23 protein-coding genes are annotated in these 20,003 nt (G+C 57.3%); 9 read left to right on the top strand and 14 right to left on the bottom strand.

The window, feature by feature from the left end:
• Positions 1–25: 25 nt before the first annotated feature.
• Complete coding sequence (locus N645_RS0110795) at positions 26–1,063, bottom strand: LacI family DNA-binding transcriptional regulator (protein WP_024461524.1); 1,038 nt, start codon at positions 1,061–1,063, stop codon at positions 26–28.
• Positions 1,064–1,223: 160 nt separating this feature from the next.
• Positions 1,224–2,372, bottom strand: coding sequence for a helix-turn-helix transcriptional regulator (locus tag N645_RS0110790; protein ID WP_024461523.1), 1,149 nt, complete (start codon positions 2,370–2,372; stop codon positions 1,224–1,226).
• A 165-nt stretch (positions 2,373–2,537) separates the two neighbouring features.
• Between N645_RS0110790 and N645_RS0110785 the strand changes: the two genes are divergently transcribed.
• From N645_RS0110785 to N645_RS0110770, 4 genes are all read left to right on the top strand, one after another.
• Positions 2,538–3,302 carry an alpha/beta fold hydrolase gene (locus N645_RS0110785; RefSeq protein ID WP_024461522.1) on the top strand — a complete coding sequence of 255 codons (765 nt, stop codon included), beginning with the start codon at positions 2,538–2,540 and terminating at the stop codon, positions 3,300–3,302.
• A gap of 160 nt (positions 3,303–3,462) precedes the next feature.
• Positions 3,463–5,100, top strand: a complete 1,638-nt coding sequence (locus N645_RS0110780) for a methyl-accepting chemotaxis protein (RefSeq protein WP_024461521.1) — start codon at positions 3,463–3,465, stop codon at positions 5,098–5,100.
• A gap of 108 nt (positions 5,101–5,208) precedes the next feature.
• The gene (locus tag N645_RS0110775) at positions 5,209–6,141 is read left to right on the top strand and encodes a sensor domain-containing diguanylate cyclase (protein ID WP_024461520.1); all 933 of its coding nucleotides are present in this window, start codon (positions 5,209–5,211) and stop codon (positions 6,139–6,141) included.
• A gap of 22 nt (positions 6,142–6,163) precedes the next feature.
• A complete protein-coding gene (locus tag N645_RS0110770; protein WP_024461519.1) occupies positions 6,164–7,069 on the top strand; it encodes a DUF3667 domain-containing protein in 906 nt (301 codons plus the stop codon).
• An 8-nt stretch (positions 7,070–7,077) separates the two neighbouring features.
• On the opposite strand, the gene N645_RS0110765 is transcribed toward N645_RS0110770, so the two are convergent.
• The 3 genes from N645_RS0110765 to N645_RS0110755 form a co-directional block, all read right to left on the bottom strand.
• Positions 7,078–10,209 (bottom strand): efflux RND transporter permease subunit, encoded by a 3,132-nt coding sequence (locus N645_RS0110765; RefSeq protein ID WP_024461518.1) that lies wholly within the window; start codon positions 10,207–10,209, stop codon positions 7,078–7,080.
• Positions 10,206–11,591 (bottom strand): efflux RND transporter periplasmic adaptor subunit, encoded by a 1,386-nt coding sequence (locus N645_RS0110760; protein WP_024461517.1) that lies wholly within the window; start codon positions 11,589–11,591, stop codon positions 10,206–10,208. Before N645_RS0110760 ends, N645_RS0110765 begins: the two co-directional genes overlap by 4 nt.
• A gap of 87 nt (positions 11,592–11,678) precedes the next feature.
• Positions 11,679–12,053: a hypothetical protein gene (locus N645_RS0110755; protein WP_024461516.1), complete on the bottom strand. Its 375-nt coding sequence runs from the start codon at positions 12,051–12,053 to the stop codon at positions 11,679–11,681.
• A 112-nt stretch (positions 12,054–12,165) separates the two neighbouring features.
• On the opposite strand from N645_RS0110755, the gene N645_RS0110750 reads away from it, so the two are divergent.
• Positions 12,166–13,173, top strand: coding sequence for a histone deacetylase family protein (locus N645_RS0110750; protein ID WP_024461515.1), 1,008 nt, complete (start codon positions 12,166–12,168; stop codon positions 13,171–13,173).
• Between the two features lie 17 nt (positions 13,174–13,190).
• Complete coding sequence (locus N645_RS0110745) at positions 13,191–13,700, top strand: MOSC domain-containing protein (protein WP_024461514.1); 510 nt, start codon at positions 13,191–13,193, stop codon at positions 13,698–13,700.
• Between the two features lie 35 nt (positions 13,701–13,735).
• Here N645_RS0110745 and N645_RS0110740 read toward each other — a convergent pair whose 3' ends face one another.
• Positions 13,736–14,020: a type II toxin-antitoxin system RelE/ParE family toxin gene (locus tag N645_RS0110740; RefSeq protein WP_024461513.1), complete on the bottom strand. Its 285-nt coding sequence runs from the start codon at positions 14,018–14,020 to the stop codon at positions 13,736–13,738.
• Complete coding sequence (locus N645_RS0110735; protein WP_024461512.1) at positions 14,010–14,261, bottom strand: type II toxin-antitoxin system Phd/YefM family antitoxin; 252 nt, start codon at positions 14,259–14,261, stop codon at positions 14,010–14,012. Before N645_RS0110735 ends, N645_RS0110740 begins: the two co-directional genes overlap by 11 nt.
• Positions 14,262–14,485: 224 nt before the next feature.
• Between N645_RS0110735 and N645_RS0110730 the strand changes: the two genes are divergently transcribed.
• Both N645_RS0110730 and N645_RS16980 read left to right on the top strand, forming a co-directional pair.
• The gene (locus tag N645_RS0110730; RefSeq protein WP_024461511.1) at positions 14,486–14,758 is read left to right on the top strand and encodes a type II toxin-antitoxin system Phd/YefM family antitoxin; all 273 of its coding nucleotides are present in this window, start codon (positions 14,486–14,488) and stop codon (positions 14,756–14,758) included.
• On the top strand, positions 14,739–15,005 hold the full coding sequence (locus N645_RS16980) for a Txe/YoeB family addiction module toxin (protein ID WP_036160851.1): 267 nt from the start codon (positions 14,739–14,741) through the stop codon (positions 15,003–15,005). Before N645_RS0110730 ends, N645_RS16980 begins: the two co-directional genes overlap by 20 nt.
• 69 nt (positions 15,006–15,074) lie before the next feature.
• On the opposite strand, the gene N645_RS0110720 is transcribed toward N645_RS16980, so the two are convergent.
• The 3 genes from N645_RS0110720 to N645_RS0110710 all read right to left on the bottom strand — a co-directional run bounded on the left by N645_RS0110720 (position 15,075) and on the right by N645_RS0110710 (position 16,248).
• Positions 15,075–15,494: a GNAT family acetyltransferase gene (locus tag N645_RS0110720; protein ID WP_024461510.1), complete on the bottom strand. Its 420-nt coding sequence runs from the start codon at positions 15,492–15,494 to the stop codon at positions 15,075–15,077.
• A 62-nt stretch (positions 15,495–15,556) separates the two neighbouring features.
• Entirely contained in the window at positions 15,557–15,778 is a 222-nt protein-coding gene (locus N645_RS0110715; protein ID WP_024461509.1) for a hypothetical protein, read from the bottom strand.
• Positions 15,779–15,873: 95 nt separating this feature from the next.
• The gene (locus N645_RS0110710) at positions 15,874–16,248 is read right to left on the bottom strand and encodes a hypothetical protein (RefSeq protein WP_024461508.1); all 375 of its coding nucleotides are present in this window, start codon (positions 16,246–16,248) and stop codon (positions 15,874–15,876) included.
• A 179-nt stretch (positions 16,249–16,427) separates the two neighbouring features.
• Between N645_RS0110710 and N645_RS16975 the strand changes: the two genes are divergently transcribed.
• A complete protein-coding gene (locus N645_RS16975) occupies positions 16,428–17,381 on the top strand; it encodes an IS30 family transposase (RefSeq protein WP_036160848.1) in 954 nt (317 codons plus the stop codon).
• Between the two features lie 455 nt (positions 17,382–17,836).
• On the opposite strand, the gene N645_RS0110700 is transcribed toward N645_RS16975, so the two are convergent.
• From N645_RS0110700 to N645_RS0110690, 4 genes are all read right to left on the bottom strand, one after another.
• The gene (locus tag N645_RS0110700) at positions 17,837–18,706 is read right to left on the bottom strand and encodes an IS3 family transposase (protein ID WP_024461507.1); all 870 of its coding nucleotides are present in this window, start codon (positions 18,704–18,706) and stop codon (positions 17,837–17,839) included.
• Positions 18,703–19,020: a transposase gene (locus tag N645_RS0110695; protein ID WP_024461506.1), complete on the bottom strand. Its 318-nt coding sequence runs from the start codon at positions 19,018–19,020 to the stop codon at positions 18,703–18,705. Before N645_RS0110695 ends, N645_RS0110700 begins: the two co-directional genes overlap by 4 nt.
• Before the next feature lie 132 nt (positions 19,021–19,152).
• Complete coding sequence (locus tag N645_RS18010) at positions 19,153–19,398, bottom strand: hypothetical protein (protein WP_152521673.1); 246 nt, start codon at positions 19,396–19,398, stop codon at positions 19,153–19,155.
• A gap of 96 nt (positions 19,399–19,494) precedes the next feature.
• Positions 19,495–19,959 (bottom strand): hypothetical protein, encoded by a 465-nt coding sequence (locus N645_RS0110690; RefSeq protein ID WP_024461505.1) that lies wholly within the window; start codon positions 19,957–19,959, stop codon positions 19,495–19,497.
• Positions 19,960–20,003: the final 44 nt, after the last annotated feature.

Below are 20,003 nucleotides of genomic sequence, written 5' to 3'. Positions count from 1 at the left end.
CCAACGGTTTAATCCGGCCTACGGTTTAATTCGATTTGGGGGCGCCGCAGGAGCCTCGCACGATCAGGTCGGTGGGCAGCAGGAAAGATTCCGGTTTCTCACCGTCGATCATCTTCAGCAGGTTGTCTACCAGCAGCTCGCCCGCCAGTCGGGTGTTCTGTTGCACCGTGGTCAATGGCGGATGGGTGTAGGAGGCGGTGGGAATGTCATCAAAGCCCACCACCGCAATATCATCCGGTACGATCAGACCGGCGGCCTCAATTCCCTGAATCGCCCCGATGGCGATCAGGTCGCTCGCACCAAATACCGCATCGAATTCCACGCCCCGCGCTCGCAGGGTTTCAATGCCCGCCTTACCGTCGGTTTCCGAGGTTTCCGCCGCGACCTGAAGCGCCGGGTCCAGCTCAATCCCGAATTCCTTCAGTGCCCGGGCGTGGCCCTCATAGCGGCGCCGGAACTCGGGGGAGTGCTCGCTGGCATCCCCAATAAACGCGATCCGTTTCCGACCGAGCTGCAACAGGTGTTTGGTGGCCTTGTAGGCACCATTGTAATTGTCACAGCCAATGGACATGCCCGGCTGGCCTGGCAGTACCGGCCCCCAGGTAATGTAGTGGGCGCCCGCTTCGTTCAGGTGGATCAGCTTTTCCACGTAGGTCACGTAATCGCCATACCCCAGGAAAATGATTCCGTCGGCCCGGTGGGCGTCTTCAAAATCCGCGTGCCAGTCATCACTCATCTGCTGAAAGGACACCAGCAGGTCGTACTGGCGGTTGGCGCAGGCGCGGGTAATGCTGCCCAGCATGGACAGGAAGAAAGGGTTGATCATGGAGTCGCCAATACCCTGATCTTCACACAGCAGCAGGGCGATGGTCCGGGTCTGCTTGGAGCGCAGGTTGCGGGCGTTTTTGTCGACCTTGTAGTTCAGCTCCCGGGCAATCGCCTGGACCCGCTTGCGGGTGGCCTCGTTGACCAACGGGCTGTCGCGCAGGGCGCGTGACACTGTGGATTGGGAAACCCCGGCCCGATAGGCAATATCGAACGAGGTGGGCTTGTCGTCTTTCATACACCGAAAGTCCCGGGCCTGTTACCGGCCTCTGTTGTTATGGCTCTGTGTGCGATTGCCGTTACATGGCAAACCCGGCGCTGGGTGTGGGGCCAAATGCCGGGTCGGGAATGAATATATCACAGGGTTGGGCAAAAGTGGCACCAGGGCCACTGCCGGGCTATCGGCCCGGCAGCTGGTTGACCATGGCCGCCAACTGGCTCTGTCGGCAACAGCCGGTTTTGTGGAACACGGATTTCAACTGACTTCTCAGGGTGTGAATCGAGCGCTGGTCCCGGGTGGCAATGGCTTTCAGCTCCAGCCCCAGGGCGATATCCAGAGCCAGCCTGGCCTCGGTGTCGGTCAGGCCATAGGCGGTCACCAACTGCTGGTGGCGTCGGCCGGTCTGAGCCAATGGGTCCCGGATATAGAGCGCGGCGTGGATATCGGTCTGCCAGAACGGCAGATCGGGTTCGGCGCCGGGAAACACCGGCGTCAACAGACAATACAGGGGCGGGCAGTGGGGGCGGGGCACCTCAAAGCGCCACTCCAGGCTCTGGCAGTGGGCCGCCTGGCCGGTCAGGCGCTGCAGAGCCGCTTTGAAAGGCGGATTCAGATTCGGGTCGGTGAATTCAACGCCGTCCGAGGTGAAGCGCAGTCCCATCGGGGCGGCCTGCTCCAATTGAGGCGAGAGATAGCGGATCTGGCCGCTCGCGTTGAACAGAATGAACGGCAGCGGGTGACTCTGGGCGGCATTCAGGGCCGACGTCAGGCGCGCCTCTCGGTCGGCCATTTGGGCGCTGAGCCGCAGTGCCTGGCGCATATGGGGCAGTACGCTGTTGATCAGGTTGGTCTCTTCCCGGGAGTAATACCCCTGCCCGCCGGTGCGTTGAATCAACAGTTGCACCTTATGCTGCTCGGTGCTGTAGACCGTGCCGCACACGCCGTGATGAATATCCAGGCCTCTGGCCCAGTCGTTGAAGAATTCGGTCTGGTAAAACGTCGGCTGTCGGCAACTGAAATCGAGGTAGGTGGAATACAACTGCCCGGTTGGCTTCTCTCCCAGCTCGGTGCGCCAGGGGCACAAATTGACGAAGTGTTCCACATAGCGCTGGTGCGCACTATCGTCGATGTTGACCTTGATGCTGCGCTGAACGGTATTCGCGCCCTGATTCAACAGCAGTAAGCGGGCCGAGCGGGACCCGGTCAAATCGATCATCCGCTTGAGAAACGGCCCCCACTGGCCGTTGCTCAGCGCACTGCCGTAAAGGGTTCCCAGGAGTTGTTCGTTATGCTCAGCAAAGCGTTTCCGCAGTGTATCGTCTGGCATGGCACCGTGGTTCCGTAAGGCCGCCGCCAGAGGATGTGGCGGGCAGCGGGAGATCAAATCATCGACTCTGGCGCGATTTTCGCTTATTTTAAACAAGTCTGCGTTGAAATACGCCAACCTGCAATGACTAATTCAAGCACGACTCATTCCAACGAGAAGCCAACCATGTCCGACCACCATGACGATTGTGTGACCGAGCAGGGCCAGGGCGAACCCCTGGTCATCCTGATTCACGGCTGGAGCTGCCAGCGCACCGATTGGGCGCAAACGCTGGCTACCATGCCCCAGGATCGTCACTGCCTGGCACTGGATCTGCCCGGCCACGGCGAGGCGCAGGATAAACCCTGGGATGACTGGACGATCGAGGGCCTGGCCAAAGCCGTAACCGAGGTGGCTGATCAGAAGGGCGCCCGCCGACTGATACTGGTGGGCCACTCCATGGGCGGTTGTGTGGCGCTGGAAGCGGCCCGGCGCTGGTCCGGACCGGTGGGCGTGGTATTGGTGGACAGTTTCGGGCTGCCCTATGGGGATATGGATGCCGAGACCATTGCCTTCATTGAAGAGCCCTTCAAGGCGGATTTTCGCGGTGCCATGGCCGGGCTGGTGGACAATACCACGGTGGTGGAGCTGGACCCTGAAATCCGCGAGTGGATCAAAGCCCGAATGGCCGCGGGTGACCCGGAGCGCCTACTGCCCATCTGGCACAACCTGTTGCGCTGGTCCCCGGACGCGGCTTTTGCCGCTATCAAAGGGCCCATTGTGGCGCTGAACGGTGAGCACATTTCCGAGGCGGCGCAAAAGCGCTGTGCGCCCTACGTGCAGGAAACCGTCCTGCCGGGCACCCACCACTTCCCCCAGTTCGAGCAGCCCCAGGCCTTCGCTCACGCACTACAGCAATCACTGGAAACCATAGCGTCACAACTTGAGTAGGTTGGATTAGCGCAACGCGCGTAATCCAACAATTCTCAGTCCATTGATCGCAATGTTGATCTATGCGACACGCTGACACGTACTCTGTCGAGAAAATTAACACTTGGCCGTAGAGCCAAGGACATTTCCGGGGCAAACCCCCGCATACAGAGTACTTATCATGGCTAGATCGCTCACCATCGCCCAGCGCCTCGGCTCGGGTTTCGGACTGATTCTTTTACTGTTTACCGTGGTCACCGTTCTGGGGATCCAGCGGGTGACCGTCATGGACCGGACCCTGTCCGCTGTCAACGAGGGGGCCTCCCAGAAGCAACGGTTTGCCATCAATTTCCGGGGCAGCGTCCACGACCGGGCCATCGCCATTCGCGATGCCGTGCTGGTCGAGAACGACCGCGCCCTGCAGGCTCACTTGCAGGACGTGCGTGAACTGGATGCCTTTTATCAGGACTCGGCCCGGCAGATGGACGCGCTCTTCGACACCCAGAACGTGACGGATCAAGAGCAGCGCCTGCTGGACCGGATCCAGACGATCGAGCAGGAAACCCTGAGCCTGACCTCTGAGTTGATCGCCCTGCGCCAGGCCGGCAACATCGAGGCGGCCCGCCAGTTTCTGTTGTCCGACGTCTCGGCGGCCTATACCGAATGGCTGGCTCGGGTGAATGCGTTTATTGACTATCAGGAAGCGGATATCCGCCGAGACGTGGATCATGTGCAGGCGGTGGCCGGTGATTTTGCCAAGGTCATGGTGGCGTTTCTGCTTCTGGCGTTGATCGTCGGGGCGGTGGTGGCCGTGGTGATCATCCGGAACATCAAAGCCACGCTGGGGGCCGAGCCGGAAGCCCTGTCCGAGGTGATCGAAGCCTTCGCCTCTGGGCAACTGACCGTGACCGAAAACTCTCGCTACCCCAATAGCGTCATGGCCAATATCAACAAAACGCTGCGCCGGCTCGCCGGCGTGATTACCGATGTCCGTACGGCGGCGGAAACCCTGGCCCGCTCGTCGGAAGAGCTGACCCGGACTTCGGATGACAACAGCGAGCAGGTGCGCCTGCAGTCCTCGGAGACCGAGCAGATGGCCGCCGCCATCAATCAGCTCAGTGCTTCGGTGGTGGAGATCTCCCGCAGCGCGGCCAATGCCTCAAACGCCACCCAGAGCGCTGACCGGGAAGTGAATACGGGCAATCAGACGGTGCAGGAAACCGCTTCCGCCATTGAGCAGTTGGCGCAGACCCTCGAAGACGCGGTGAGCAAAGTGCAGACGGTATCGACCCAGAGTGGCGATATTGAAAAAATCATCGATGTGATCAACGGCATCGCCGAGCAGACCAATCTGCTGGCCCTGAATGCGGCCATCGAAGCGGCCCGCGCCGGCGAGCACGGCCGGGGTTTTGCGGTGGTTGCCGATGAGGTGCGCTCGCTGGCAACCCGCACCCAGGCCTCGACCCGGGAGATTCGGGAGATGATCGGCACCCTGCAGACCGGGGCCGGAGACGCGGTGGAGGTGATGGAAACCAGCCATCAATTGGCCCAGAAAACCGTGATAAAAACCCGGGAGGCCGAGAGCGCCCTGTCCACCATTCGTCAGGAGGTGGTATCCATCACCGATATGAACCACCAGATTGCCAGCGCCGCCGAGGAGCAGAGTCAGGTGGCCGAGGGCGTCAATCAGAACATCAACCGGATCAGCGAAGCGACCCTGGCGTCCTCCGCTGGCGCCGATCAGGTAGCGGGGTCCAGTCGGGAGCTGTCCGAGCTGGCTCAGCAGTTGTCGCGCAAAGTGGCCCATTTCGAGGTGTAGTCAGGTGGGCGGGTGTTGGCCGCCCCGGCGGTTCGGAGTATATTGAGGCAGCGTGATCGCTCCCGGCAGAGGAGCGGCTTTGACCAACCAGCACCGGGCCACCTATTCATGAGCTCCCCCATTTCCGACGCAACTGATAGCGCGGTCTATAAAACCCTGCTTGAATCCACCAAGGCCATCCCCTGGAAAATCGACTGGGCGACCATGAAATTCGCCTACATCGGCCCCCAGATTGAAGCGCTCCTGGGCTGGACGCCGGAAAGCTGGGTCAGCGTAGAGGACTGGGCGACCCGGATGCACCCGGAAGATCGGGACTGGGTGGTGAACTTTTGTGTGAGTCAGTCCCAGTCCGGTGTGGACCATGAGGCGGACTACCGGGCACTGACCAAAGACGGCGACTACGTCTGGATTCGGGACGTGGTCCATGTCGCCCGCAATGAGCAAGGCGAGGTGGAAGCGCTGATCGGCTTCATGTTCGATATCAGTGAGCGCAAGAAAACCGAGCAGGAACTGATCAAACTGCAGAAAGAGCTGGAGACGCTGTCTTACCAGGACGGCCTGACCGGCGTGGCCAATCGGCGCATGCTTGACTCCATTCTCGATGTCGAGTGGTTGAATGCCCGGCGCAACTGCCAGCCGCTGTCGGTATTGCTGATCGACATCGATTATTTCAAACAGTACAACGATCGGTACGGACACCTGCAGGGCGATGACTGCTTGAGGTCGATTGCCCAGACCCTGGATACTGTGGCTTCCCGCCCCCGGGATTTCCTGGCCCGGTTCGGTGGCGAGGAATTCATGCTGGTGCTCCCGGAAACGGATGGAAAGGCCGCTCATGCGGTGGCCGACCGATGCCGCCAGGCCATTTTGAAGTTGCAGATTCCCCACGCCGCTTCCGATGCCAGTCAGTTGGTTTCCATCAGCGTCGGCGTCGCCAGTATTATTCCCGATCACGAGTGTGAGCTGGCGGAATTTATTGAGAGCGCGGATCGAAAACTGTATCAAGCCAAGCTTGAAGGGCGCGACCGGGTGGTGGCTTAGCGCAATGGCCGACAGGGATGACATGACTCAGCCTTCGCTCTGCGCCAATTGCGATACGCCGCTTCAGGGCGATTATTGCCATCGCTGTGGGCAGGACAACAAGAATTATGTACGCAGCGCCTTCGGACTCATCACCGAGTTCCTGGGGGAGTTCACCAACTGGGACAATCGTCTCTGGCGGACCTTGTGGCCACTGTGGGTCCGCCCGGGGTTTCTGAGTCTGCGTTACGTTCAGGGGCACCGAGCCCCATATGTTCCGCCGCTGCGCCTGTACATCTTTACCTCCATTGTGGCTTTTCTGGTGTTCGCTCAGGCGATACCGGTGGATTCGATCAACTTGAATCCACCGGAGGAGACGACCGAGAGAGCCTCGGGTGAGGGGTCAGAATCGAGGAGCGGTCTGGTTGCGCCACCCATACCGGGCCGGGATGTGCACTTTGAGCTGCCCTTGGTCAGCGACGAAATCAATCGCCGACTCGAATATAATTTTGGTCGTATTGCCGAGAACCCTCAGATCGGCATCAATCAGTTTTTTTCCCTTGCTCCCCAGGTAATGTTCTTGCTATTACCGCTGTTTGCCCTGGTTCTGAAATTGATTTACTGGCGACGACATCACTATTATATGGAGCACCTGATACTTGCCCTCCACACCCACAGCTTCGGGTTGCAATTGGCTGTGGTGGTGGTGGGCTTGGCCATGCTTGAGGGTGCCATCGCGGCCTGGCCTGTGGTGCCCGAGGCATTGAGTGTGCTCAGTAGCCTGCTGTTCTGGTCGGTGCCTCTCTACCTGCTACTGAGCCACAAAACGTTTTATCGTCAGGGATGGTGGAAATCGGTTCTTAAATTTTTACTCACTGCCACTGCTTACAGCTTTCTGCTCTTGACGGCGTTATTGTTTACGACGATCCAGAGCATTCTGCGCAGCTAAGCCGGCGATCAAGTCGCCGGCTTACCCACCGAGCGCCACAGGTAATAGATGACCGGTAGCACCAACAAGGTCAGGATCAGTGTCGTGAAGGTGCCGCCCACCATCGGCGCGGCGATGCGCTGCATCACCTCCGAACCGGTGCCGCCGCCGAGCATGATGGGTAGCAGGCCCGCGAACAGCGTGGCGGCGGTCATAACAATCGGCCGAAGGCGCAGCCCGGCCCCTTCCATCACCGCCTGCTGTAGGTCCGCGCGGGTGAAGGGCCGACCGGCCTCCTTGCAGCGCTCCTCGGCGGCCTGATACTCCAGGTTCAGATACACCAGCATCAATACGCCAATTTCCACCGCCACCCCGGCCAGGGCGATAAAACCCATGGCCACCGCGACCGACAGGTCATAGCCCAACGCCAGCAGCAACCAGACGCCGCCCAGCAACCCGAACGGTAATGTCATGAGGATCATCGCCACTTCGCTGAAGCGTCGGAAGTTCAAGTACAGCAGCAACACAATCACGCCCAGGGTAATCGGCATCACCAGCGCCAGTTTTTCCTGAGCGCGCGCCATGTATTCGTACTGACCGGCCCAGCGCAGCGAGTAGCCGGGGGGCAACTCAATGTGCTCGTTCACCGCCGCTTGCGCGTCGGCCACAAAGGAGCCCAGATCCCGCTCGGTGATGTCGACAAACACCCAACCGTTCAGCCGGGCATTCTCGCTCTTGATAGCGGGCGGTCCATCTTCGATGGTCACACGGGCGACCTCGCTCAAAGGAATGTGGGTTCCATTGGGGGTGACAATGGGTAAATTGGCCAGCGCCTCCGGCGAGTCACGATAGGCTTGGGGATAGCGCAGGTTGACCGGGTAGCGCTCCAGTCCTTCGACGGTTTCGGTGATATTGGCACCGCCCACGGCGGTGCGGATTACCGACTGCACATCGGCGATATTCAGCCCGTAACGGGCGGCGCTGGCGCGGTCGATATCCACGGTCAGATAGCGCCCCCCGGCCACGCGTTCCGCGTACACGGAGCTCGCACCGGGTACCTCGCCAATCACGGTTTCCAGCTCCCGACCAAGCTGTTCAATCACCGACAGGTCCGGCCCCGCAATTTTTACCCCCACCGGTGTTTTGATGCCGGTGGCGAGCATATCGATCCGGGTTTTGATCGGCATTACCCAGGCATTGGTCAGGCCCGGAAAGTCGATCAACTGATCCAGCTCGGCGCGCAGGGATTCCGGGGTGACGCCGGGCCGCCACTGGTCTCTGGGCTTGAACTGAATCACCGTCTCGATCATCGTCAGCGGGGCCGGATCCGTGGCGGTATCGGCCCGACCGATTTTGCCGAACACCGTCTCCACTTCCGGCAGGGTTTTGATCAGCTTGTCGGTCTGCTGCAGAATTTGCCGCGCCTCGCCAATGGACACGCCCGCGTAGGTGGTGGGCATATACATCAGGTCGCCTTCATCCAGCGTGGGCATAAATTCCGTGCCGAGTTTCTGTGCGGGCCAGAGTCCGATGACCATGATCGCCAGGGCGATCAGCAGTGTCGTTTTGGGAAAGCGCAACACGCCGCGCAGCAGCGGTTGATAGCCTGCGATCAGCACCCGGTTGATCGGGTTTTTCCGCTCGGGCAGGATGCGCCCGCGCACACAGTAACCGAGCAATACCGGCACCAGGGTAATGGCCAATCCGGCGGCGGCCGCCATGGCGTAGGTTTTGGTAAAGGCCAGCGGGGAGAACATCCGCCCTTCCTGGGCCTCCAGGGCGAATACCGGCAGAAAACTCAGGGTAATGATCAGCAACGAGAAAAACAGGGCCGGGCCCACTTCCGATGCCGAGCGGGCCGCCAGTTGCCAGCGTTGTTCGTTGCTCAGCTCGCCTTTGTGGCGCTCCAGGTGCTTGTGAAAATTTTCGATCATCACCACCGCGCCATCGACCATGGCACCAATGGCGATGGCAATGCCGCCGAGGGACATGATGTTGGCATTGATGCCCTGGATCTGCATTACGATCATCGCGATGAGAATGCCAAGCGGCAGGCTGAACACCACCACCAGGGATGAGCGCAGGTGAAACAGAAACAGGGCGCAGATCAGGACCACTACCAGTAGTTCCTGACCGAGCTTTTCGTACAGGTTGCTCACCGCATTGCGAATCAGTTGCGAGCGGTCGTAGGTGGTGACCACCTCCACGCCGTCGGGCAGACTGGGCTTCAGTTCATCCAGCCGGGCCTTCACCCGGTCAATCACCTCCGCCGCGTTTTCGCCCGAGCGCATCACCACGATGCCACCCACCACCTCGCCTTCGCCGTTCAGCTCGGCAATGCCCCGACGCATTTCCGGGCCGAGTTGGATGGTGGCGACGTCTTTCAACTGCAGCGGGGTTCCCCGCTCGTTGGTGCCCAGCGGAATCTGCGCCAGGTCTTCTATGCTCTGCACATAACCGGTGGCGCGCACCATATACTCCGCCTCGGCCATTTCGATGACTGACGCGCCGGTTTCGGCATTGCCGTTGACGATGGCGGCGTGCACCTGTTGCAGTGGCAGGTTATAGGCGCGCAGCTTCTGCGGGTCGACCTCCACCTGATATTGCCGGTTCATGCCGCCAATGGTGGCAATCTCGGATACGCCATCCAGCGCCTGCAACTCGTATTTCAGAAACCAGTTCTGCAGCGTGGTGAGTTCCGCCAGGTTGTGCTGGCCGGTGCGGTCGACCAGCGCATAGTTGAATACCCAGCCCACCCCGGTGGCGTCCGGGCCGAGTTCGGGGCGAGCGCCCTCGGGTAAATCCTGGGCGGCCTGATTCAGATACTCCAACACCCGGGAGCGGGCCCAGTAGAGGTCCGTACCTTCCTCAAAAATCACATAAACGTAAGAGTCACCGTAGAAGGAAAAGCCCCGCACGGTCTGGGTTTTGGGGACGGACAGAAGCGCGGTGGTGAGCGGGTAGGTCACCTGGTCCTGCACCACCTGGGGCGCCTGCCCGGGGTAGGAGGTTTTGACAATCACCTGCACATCGGACAGGTCTGGGATGGCATCTACCGGTGTGTTGCGCACCGAGTAGAGCCCCCAGCCCAACAGCATCAAGGTGGCCAGTACCACCAGCAGACGATTGTGAATGGACCAGCGAATGATCGCGGCAATCATGGCGCGCTTCCTCCGTGGTCGTGATGCTCATGAGAGTTCTGCGCGTCTTGATCTTCACTGTCGTGGTTCATGGTGTCGTGATCCATTTCGGAATGGTCCATCTCTTCATGATCCATATCGTCTTGGTTCATTTCACCGTGGTCCATGTCTCCGTGATCCATTGCGTCCCTTTCTGGTGTTCGGGTTTCGATTCGGCCCAAATCCGCTTCGCGGCTGGACTCGGAATCGATCAGGAACACGCCGTCTTCAACCACGCGATCCCCGTGGCGCAAACCCTCCAGAATTTCGGCGCGCTCGCGGCCGACCTGTCCAACCTTCACCGGTACCGAGCGATACACCTCCGGTTCCACTTCCCGCACTACGCGGGTTCCGGCGCCGGTGCGAATCAGGGCGCTGCGGGGAATGGATAGCACGGCCTGCTCGTCCTCGGGTTCGATCCGGGCGCGGACAAACATGCCCGGTTTGAGCCGACCCTCCTCGTTGGCAAATTCCAGGCGGGCGCGCAGCGTGCGAGTGTCGCTGTTCAGGGTGGGGTAGAGGTAGGAGACGGTGCCCTCCCAGGTTTCACCGGGATAGCTGGCGGTGGTCAGGGTGACCGGCTGGCCGGTGGTGATACGACCCGCATCGGCCTCATACAGCTCGACATTGACCCAGATGTCTTCAAGGCTGCCAATGGACATCAGGTTCTGCGGCAGGTCCACAAAGTTGCCCTCACGCACACCGAGCTGCACCACATAGCCGTCCCGGCTCGCGTAGTAGCGCAGCTTCTCCCGTACGCTGCGTTCGCGTTTCAGTCGCTCGATTTCCCGCTCGCTCACGCCTTTGGCGCGCATCTGAGACAGGGAGCCCTCCGCCCGTCCCGGAAGCTGGTCTCTCAGGCTTTGCAGGTATTCCCGTTGCAGGTTGATGATTTCCGGCGAGTAAAACTCAAACAGTTTTTCACCGGCTTTGACCGGGTCGCCCTCGGTGGCCACAGCCAGCTCGGTAATCCAGCCTGAGGCGCGCACGTGAAAGTGCTGCACCTGTTGCTGGTTCACCTCCACCAGTCCGACCGTTTCAATGGTCTGGCCCACCGGCGCGTGGGTCGCTTCCGCCAGCGTCAGCCCGAGGTTCTGGGCAACCGCCGGATCAATCCGGACATCGCCGGGCGCGCGTTTCTGATCCTCCTCATACACCGGCACCAGATCCATGCCCATGGGGGATTTGCCCGGCCCGTCCCGGCGATAGCTGTCATCCATGGGGGCCACCCAGTAAAGGGGCTCCTTCTCGTCGCTAGTCTTTGATTGTTCGGCGTTGTCCGAAGGCTCGGGCCAAAGCCACTGACTGCCGACACCCAGGGCAAAGGCCCCAAGCAGCGCCACAAAAAATACGGATTTGTTCATAACACCTGTCCACAAGGTAATACCACAACAGAAAAACGGCCGCGGAGGGCCAAGGGGGTGCGATCGTCAGGCGCACCTATCCTGTGGTCAGGCGAATTTGGGCGGGCGGAGCAGTTCTAGCGGCGCGCGCGTGGGCACGGCGTCGGTGGCTGAAGAGAGGAAGTGGTTCGGGGTTGAGATTGGCGTGACCGCTTGCGCCGTCAGGGCGACAAAACCGGAGCAGGAGCCGGGGCAGCAGGCGCACTGGCTGTCGCAGTCGTGATCCGGGGCGGCCGTGTGGTGCGTAGAGTCATGCTCTGAATGACTGTGGATGGCACCACCGTCGGCCATCGCCATCTCCATGGTGTCATGGCAGGGTTCGGGCGCCGTCTCGGCCATCATCGGCGGATGCGAGGCGCCCAGCGGTCCTGCCAGAAACAGCAGTAGCGCAAACAACCAATGACGGAACAAGTGGCGATTCATGCCGCTAGTCTAGCGCACCTGGGTCCGTGGGCAAAGCCAGGGTGAACCCGGCCCGGTATGTGCTAGTCTCAACAGAGGCAAACACACACGATCACCGGAGACAGGAGAGACCATGAAAGCGTTTTTTCATCCGTCCCAGGACAAACACGCCCCGCAATCCTATCTGACCCGCGGCCAGATGCGCCCGCCTCAAGAGCTGCCCGAGCGCACCCCGGAGCTGGTCAAGGGCCTGGAAGCCCTGGGCGTCCGGCCGGAACAGGCCACCGATCACGGCATGGATGTGATCAATCGGGTGCACGACCTGGGCTACCTGCGCTTTCTTGAGTCCGCCCACCGGCGTTGGCCGGAAGACTGGGGCGGGGAAGTCATGTCCAACATCTTCGTCCGTTCACCGAACCCCATGCGCGGTATCCTGGCGGAATGTGCCCGCTATCAGGCCGACGGTAGCTGCCCCATCGGCCCCCACACCTGGGAGGCCGCCTACTGGTCCGCCCAGAGCGCCCTGTCCGCCGCCGATGAGCTTCTTACCGGACAGCAGCGGGCCTACGCCCTCTGCCGCCCGCCCGGCCACCACGCCCGCCGCGACGCCGCCGGTGGCTTCTGCTACCTGAACAACGCCGCCATCGCCGCCGAAGCCCTGCTGGACCATTACGACAAAGTCGCCATCCTGGACCCGGACATGCACCACGGCCAGGGCATACAGGAAATCTTCTACGATCGGGACGACGTGCTCTACATCTCCATCCATGGCGACCCCACCAACTTCTACCCGGTGGTGAGCGGCTATGAAGACGAGCGGGGCGCGGGCCCCGGCTATGGCTACAACATCAACATGCCGATGCCCCACGGCTCCCCCGAGTCCACCTTCTTCGAAAAACTGGCCGACGCCGCCGACGCCATCCGCCTGTACGAGCCGGACGTACTGATCGTCGCTCTGGGCTTCGACGTGTACCACGAAGACCCGCAGGCCAAAGTCTCGGTCAGCAGCGAAGGCTTCCGGCACATGGGCGAAGGCATCAACGCCATGAACCTGCCCACCCTGGTGATACAGGAAGGCGGCTACCACCTGGAGTCCCTGGCGACCAACGCCAAAAACTTCTTTAGTGGCCTGAACCCGTAACGCATCCCGGTGACAATATGACAGCCCAAACCCGCTTACTCGACAAGTTGTGCCAAAGCCTGCCAGAGGGGCGGCTCGAATGGATCGGCCTGCGCAGTAAGCGGCGAGGCGACATCCACGTGGTGGACAGCGCCCGGGCGGTAGAGGGGCTGGGCCTGGAAGGCGATCACCGCATGAGCAAAACCCCGGGCTCCTCTCGCCAGGTGACCCTGATAAGCCGCGAATTTATCGAGGCCATCGCTCGTCATACCGGCCACTCCGAGATCGACCCGGCGCTATTACGGCGCAACCTGGTGATCTCCGGAATGAACATGAACCTGCTGCGCCACCAGCGCCTACAGATTGGCGAAGCCGTACTGGAAACCACCGCCCTCTGTCACCCCTGTTCCCGAATGGACGAAGCCCTGGGCGCAGGGGGCGCTGCAGCGATGTTTGGCTATGGGGGACTCTGTGCCCGGATTATTCAAGGCGGCCGGATGACGGTGGGGGATGCGGTAGTGCGGTTGCCGCAACTCGCGGCGGATTAAAGCCAAACCTTGTTAGGCGGTTTTATTGGTACAACTTACTTTCGTACTTTGAGCACGGAATAAACTTTACCTTTATCCCGTTTTCCTACAGCCAGAACGTACACAAGCAATTCATCGTCAACCACTTCGTAAGCCAGCCGATACCCAGCCGAACGAAGCTTGATCTTATAAACCGACTCGTAACCGCTTAGTTTATCCGCTGGCACTCTTGGATTTTCCAGCCTGGCCGCCAGCTTCTTCTTAAACTGGCTTTTGACCGAAGCTCCCAATTTCTCCCATTCTTTTAGCGCAACCGGTAAGAACTTGAGCTTATAGGTCATCCAACGACACCGATACAGCTTGGTCCTTATCCCCTAGACGCTCCTCGACAAGCTTGGCTAGCTCGTAATCCTCAATCATATCCATCATGGCCTCGTAAGTCTCCGCAGGGATCAGGTAGGCCGCAGGCTTGTTGTGGTTCAGAACGGCGATCGCTGAACCACTAGCCTGAGAGAGCAGTGCAGACGGATTTTTCTTTAATTCTGAGATACTTACGGAGAAATCAGCAAGAATCTGACGCATAAATCACCAAAATATGACCTATAAATAGGGCTTATTATGGGTCATATTTTATCGTTTTGCTACCCCGGTTCCAGCAGCACAAAGGCCTCAATAGGCAGTAATTCTGTGGGAGCACAAGCGACGCATGGGTTTTTCGACCATAGCTTGCCGTGGCAAACATTCTTGGTTGCTGCGGATTGCGCTCCTATAATGTACGGTATTTCCGTACGTTTGAGGTGAGCCATATGGACTCTGTGAGTGTAAACAGGTTCAGAGACAACCTGAAAGCCTTTGTAGAACAGGCAGTTAGCAATCATACCCCGCTGAAAGTAACTCGGCGCTCCGGCGAAGCGTTCGTGGTGATGAGCGCCGACGATTGGGAGCGTGAGCAAGAAACCCTGTATGTGCTTCAGAGCAGCAGCCTGATGCGCCAACTGGCAGAGTCTGCCGCTACCCATACCCAAGGCACTGGATATACCCCCAAGGACGAGGAAATCAATGAGATCACTCGTCTTTGAAGGCTGTACCTGGGTTACCTATGAGCAGCTCCGGGAGAAGGACAAAAAGTTGCACAAGGCACTTTGCAAGCAGCTAAAAGAAATGCTCCGCGCCGACCCGGCAACGGGCGGGGGAAAGCTTGAACAACTAAAGCACAGCCTGTCCGGCTTCTGGTCCCGGCGAATCTCCCATAAGGATCGTGTGATTTACAAGTTTGACGATGACTATGTCTATATTTTTGCTATTGGGGGCCATTACGACCAATAGTCATAGCGAAGTGTGCATGAAGCGAAAATCCCGCCGCTGCGTAAAGACGATCGCCGTTTTACAGTTTGTTTACGTATCGGGTATCAATCTTTTGCCAATGCAGACAACATCGTCAGCGGCATAGCCAAGCCGGTTGTAGAAGGCGAGAACCGCCTCATTGGAGCTTCGAACGAGGATATTGAGCTTTGGACAGCCCATTGCCAAGAGGGCGACTTCCGCTTTCTGCATTAACGCCGCTCCAAATCCTCGGCCTTGGTGCTGTGGCGATACGGCCAAATAGTAGATGGAACCGCGATGCCCGTCGTACCCCGCCATGACAGAGGCGATTATTTTGCCTTCTATCTCGCCAACGAAGAATAGCTCGGGCTGTACTGCGAGTTTTCTAGATATATCTTTGTCAGGATCATTCCAGGGGCGAGTAAGACCGCAGGTCTTCCACAGCTCAATTACCTGGGCCCTGTCGATTTCTTTGAACGGCCTTGCTTCCATCTGATTTTCCGCTGCCTTGGTTGATTAACTGTAGCGCGCTCTCAGGATTGCACATCACTTGTCTATACTTCAGAAATAACCTTAACTGATGATTTATCCGGCGTCGCCCACTCATGAAAAAGATCATCAATGTAGTCAACAACTTCACGCTCGCTCAACGATTCGGGAATAATGACCCCCTGAGCCTTCCTCTTCTTGCCCTCATTTCCACAATAGAAAGCTAACCACTCACCATTATGACGAACGACCTCCATTTCCTGTTTTCCGAAAATATCTAGCTTCATTAGCGGTCTACAGTTAGCGCCCGGCACAAGGGCAGACCAACAAGCGCAGCGTTTTGGCTGTCCCAGCGACCGCAGGGAGCGATTTCTCCCGCTTGTTAAGCCCTGCACACGATGAAGAATCGCTTTTCATCAACATTTTCCCCAAATCCAATCACTGGATTATCTATTCTTACCCAAGAGTCATCAAACTCCTGCTCTAATGCCGCTGCCAGTGAAAACCCAGAATCTATCGTTTCTATTTCCGCATATGCCTCGGAAATTTTCACAGCCTCTTCGCCAGGCTTCACATAGAAAAGGCACTCTTCATTCTCGATATCGAAGCCGATTTTACCGATTGGATCTATAGATTCAGTTGATGTGATTGCACCAGAATCATCAATTCTTAGTGAAATCACGAACAATTCAAAATCGTCGCCAATCCTATCTGATTCATCGAGCTCATTGATAATACAGCCGACGTACTTACTCAATGCTTGATATTCCTTTGTAGGCTTAACGCTGAGCACACCGGCGCGAGCTTGCGAGCGTCCGGTGCTGTGACTTGTTAAGCTCCCCGAATTCATATACTAAGTGCGACAATCTACAAAATAAGAGAGGCAAGCTGTAGTATCAGTCTTTTTTCACTCCCGCCAAGAAGTTGAAAAAGCCTATGAAATACCAACAGCTTACCTCAGAGGAAAGGGTAGTCCTTTCCACACTGAAATTACAAGGCCTCTCCATGCAAAAGATTGCCGATCACATGGGTCGGCACCGAAGCACTCTTTATCGCGAGCTGGACCGAAACCGTTGCTTTCATATTGATGGGGCCTACCGGCCCAGCAAGGCTCAGCGCCGCACAATCGCCAGGAGGAGGCGTTCAAGACGAAACAGTCACTACTCTGACGACGACTTCAAAGTGGTCCGCAAGCTACTTAGGAAGAAGTACAGTCCCGAGCAGATTACGGGTTATCTTCGTCGCTTGAACCAGCCCTGCTTCTCCCATGAAACAATTTACCTGTACATCTGGCGTGACAAGGCCAACGGCGGCAACCTTTGGACACATCTTCGTCAATCTCCCAAGGTTCGTCGAAAGCGCTACAAAGCCTACGACAACAGGGGTCGACTGGCTGACAAGCGTCACATTACAGAACGACCTAGAACTGTAGAAACCCGCCGCTATAAGGGTCACTGGGAGATCGACACCGTCATGGGTAAAGGGTCAACCGACTGTATTGTCACCTTGGTGGAACGTAAAACCGGATTTCTCATGATTGGAAAGCTTCAAGATCGGTCTACACGTTCCTTGAATAAAAAGACCAAGCGGTTGATCAGTCGAGACCCCCTGCTTTTCAAGACTATCATCGCCGACAACGGCACCGAGTTGCATCAGTACAAGAACATTGAGGCGCACAGCTCGGTCAAGTTCTACTTTGCGAATCCTTACCACTCCTGGGAAAGGGGAAGCAACGAAAACGTCAATGGTCTGATTCGACAATATATCCCTAAAGGAACGTCCATGGAGCACTTAACTCAACAACAATGCGATCATATTGCCAACGAGTTGAACTCCCGTCCCCGCAAGCGTCATCAATATCGTTCACCCTCGGAGTTATACTATGCTTAGCTACTTCTATCGCACTTCAAACTTGACGCTAGGGCACATTTTACCGTAAAGACCAAAGCGGCTCTGGCTGGCGCACTAGCTTTCAATAATATCCAAAACACGATCAATTACCTTGACCGAAAAATTACAAAGTTTCTAATAAGAGCGCCTAGAACAATAACCGAGGGGGTGAGAACGGCGCAGTACAGAAACGATATGACAGGCCACCAAGGGGCGTCTCCCGTGCCAGCCATGCTAATACGAACCCACAACGTAACAGCTATAGAGCCAAGAATGGCCAGAACCACAATGAAGGCGTTCACAAGGCGGAGGCGCTGGGCGTTGTTTGTGGCAGGAGAAGTGCGAAAGAATACCCACAAAATTATCCCTAATATCGGCACCACAATAATAAACGTAAGAATCATAAATCTTCCATGTTTTCGTCGTGATCTTCCCCACCAAAAGTGGACACTGATTTAAGCGCACATCTGTGCATACTCATTCTCATAAGCCCTTGGGCTTCTGTAGCCCAATGAGCTGTGTCGCCGGTGGCTATTGTAGAATAGCTCAATGTAATCAAAAACGCAGGAATACGCCTCCTGTTTAGTGCTGATATCTTCGGCGTATAGCGCTTCAACTTTGAACCGAGCGAAGAACGACTCCATTGCGGCGTTGTCCCAGCAGTTGCCTTTGCGACTCATGCTAGGGCGAATACCCTCGTTCAGCAAGAGCGCCTGGTATTCGCCTGACCGGTACTGAACCCCTCTGTCGGAGTGCAATATCAGCCCAGGTTCGACCTTTCGTGAGGCTACGGCCATTCTAAAGGCATCCATGATGAGCTGATTGGTCATGGTGGTATCGAGTGACCAGCCGATAATCTTGCGCGAGAACAGGTCCATGATAACCGCCAAGTACACGAAGCCTTTTTCGACTTTGATGTAAGTGATATCCGACACCCATTTCTCATTAGGCTTGCTGGCGGAGAAATTGCGCCTGAGCAGGTTGTCACTGACGTGGTTCCTGGCCAGCACATCAGGAAAGTACTTGTAGCCCTTTCCGTTCCTTGCTTTAAGCCCTTGTTTTTCCATCAATTTAGCCACCGTGTTCTCACTGATGGGAAAGCCGCTCTCGTTAAGCTCCACCGTCATTCTCGGCGAGCCGTAGCGCGCTTTAAAGCGGTTGAACAAGGCGGTGAGCATTCGCTCCGCGTTCAATCGTCTCAGCTCGCGCGCGCTGGGCGCCCGAGAGCGCCACTTGTAGTAGCCAGAGCGGCTAACACGCGCCCAACGACACATCTTCTGGACCGTGTGCTGCCCTCGAAGCGACTCAATGAAAGCGTACCTCACCACTTGTCTTTGGAGAAGTACGCCGTCGCCTTTTTTAGGAACTCGTTCTCCTCTTTCAGATCCGCCACTTGTCGCTTTAACTTGCGAACCTCTTCGCTCTCTTTCATGGAGTAATCCACCCCCTGGACGCTATTGAACTGCTTATCGGACAGGCGTTTATACTGCCGACGCCAGTTATAGATCTGGCCGGGGTGAATACCGAGCTCTTTCGCTACCTCGGCGGCACTGGTGTTGGGATCATCGGCGCGGCGAACCGCCTCACGCCGGAAATCCTCGGTGTAGTGATTGTACTTGTTCTTCGTCTTCTTGGTCATAATGACACCCTCCGTTAAGTGGGGATTAGGTGTCTACTTTTCTTGGGGAACTCGGGTCGCTAACGCCGCGTGCAAGGGCGCGAGTTTACGAGCGTCCCACCGCCGCTTGCGGCGGTGTATTGGCACGCCTTGTTAATTGCCTTTTCCTCTTAACTCTAATAGTTTGTCTATTTTCCGCTCAAGACGCAAGTTTGCTGCCCCGACAAAGAATGCTATGCACCAAAAGTTTACAACTGGGACTACCGCCAGAATGGTCCAAAGCGTCACATTACGACCCTTTTCCCGAGCTAGTAGGTTCGCTACTACTGCAAGCGCCACTGAAAGTACGAGATACATTACCAACGTAACGACTGGGCTACCTGCTGCTTGTTGTTCCATAGTCTTCTCCTCGCTGTAAAGTTACTAGTAATTTTGACGTGCAATTAACGCCAACAGCAAGCGCGCCGTTTTTTGGCGTCGCCTTGACTGTTTTTGTTAGTTGTCATTGACCGGCACCCCATAAAAACTACCTTGTATTTCACCACCAAACATACTGACAGGGTAATGCTCGCCATGGATGCCAACCTCTGTAAGCTGCCCTTTCAATTCATAACCTGCGTCACATAAGTTGGCAGACAAGTCGACTATTAGGGCTGCCCCGTTTAGGTAGTATGCGGGCTCCCCCAAAAAACTACCGCTTCTTTGAGGGTGCTCATCAACAATTTCGACTTTCTTCCACTCATCCGAAGCACAGGTCTCAGCGACTGCGTCAGCGAATTTCAATGTAAGCCTTTGCTTTATGGCACCGTTCTTATCGAGGACGACAAATACCCATAGCTCACTCTCACTAAAAGCGGCGGGCGTTTCTAGCGACGACCAAACCTGGTATGGGTTTAGCCGTGTTGAGTAGCAACCCAAAGCCAGAATGAAGGTAAAACTCAGAAATACTATACGTTTCATGATTCAACTAACGTCCAAATATGCGGAGCCTGACGCAGGAGGGC

Source organism: Marinimicrobium sp. LS-A18 (genome assembly GCF_000463525.1).
GTDB lineage: Bacteria > Pseudomonadota > Gammaproteobacteria > Pseudomonadales > Cellvibrionaceae > Marinimicrobium > Marinimicrobium koreense.
This window is presented reverse-complemented; position numbering and strand designations above follow the sequence as displayed.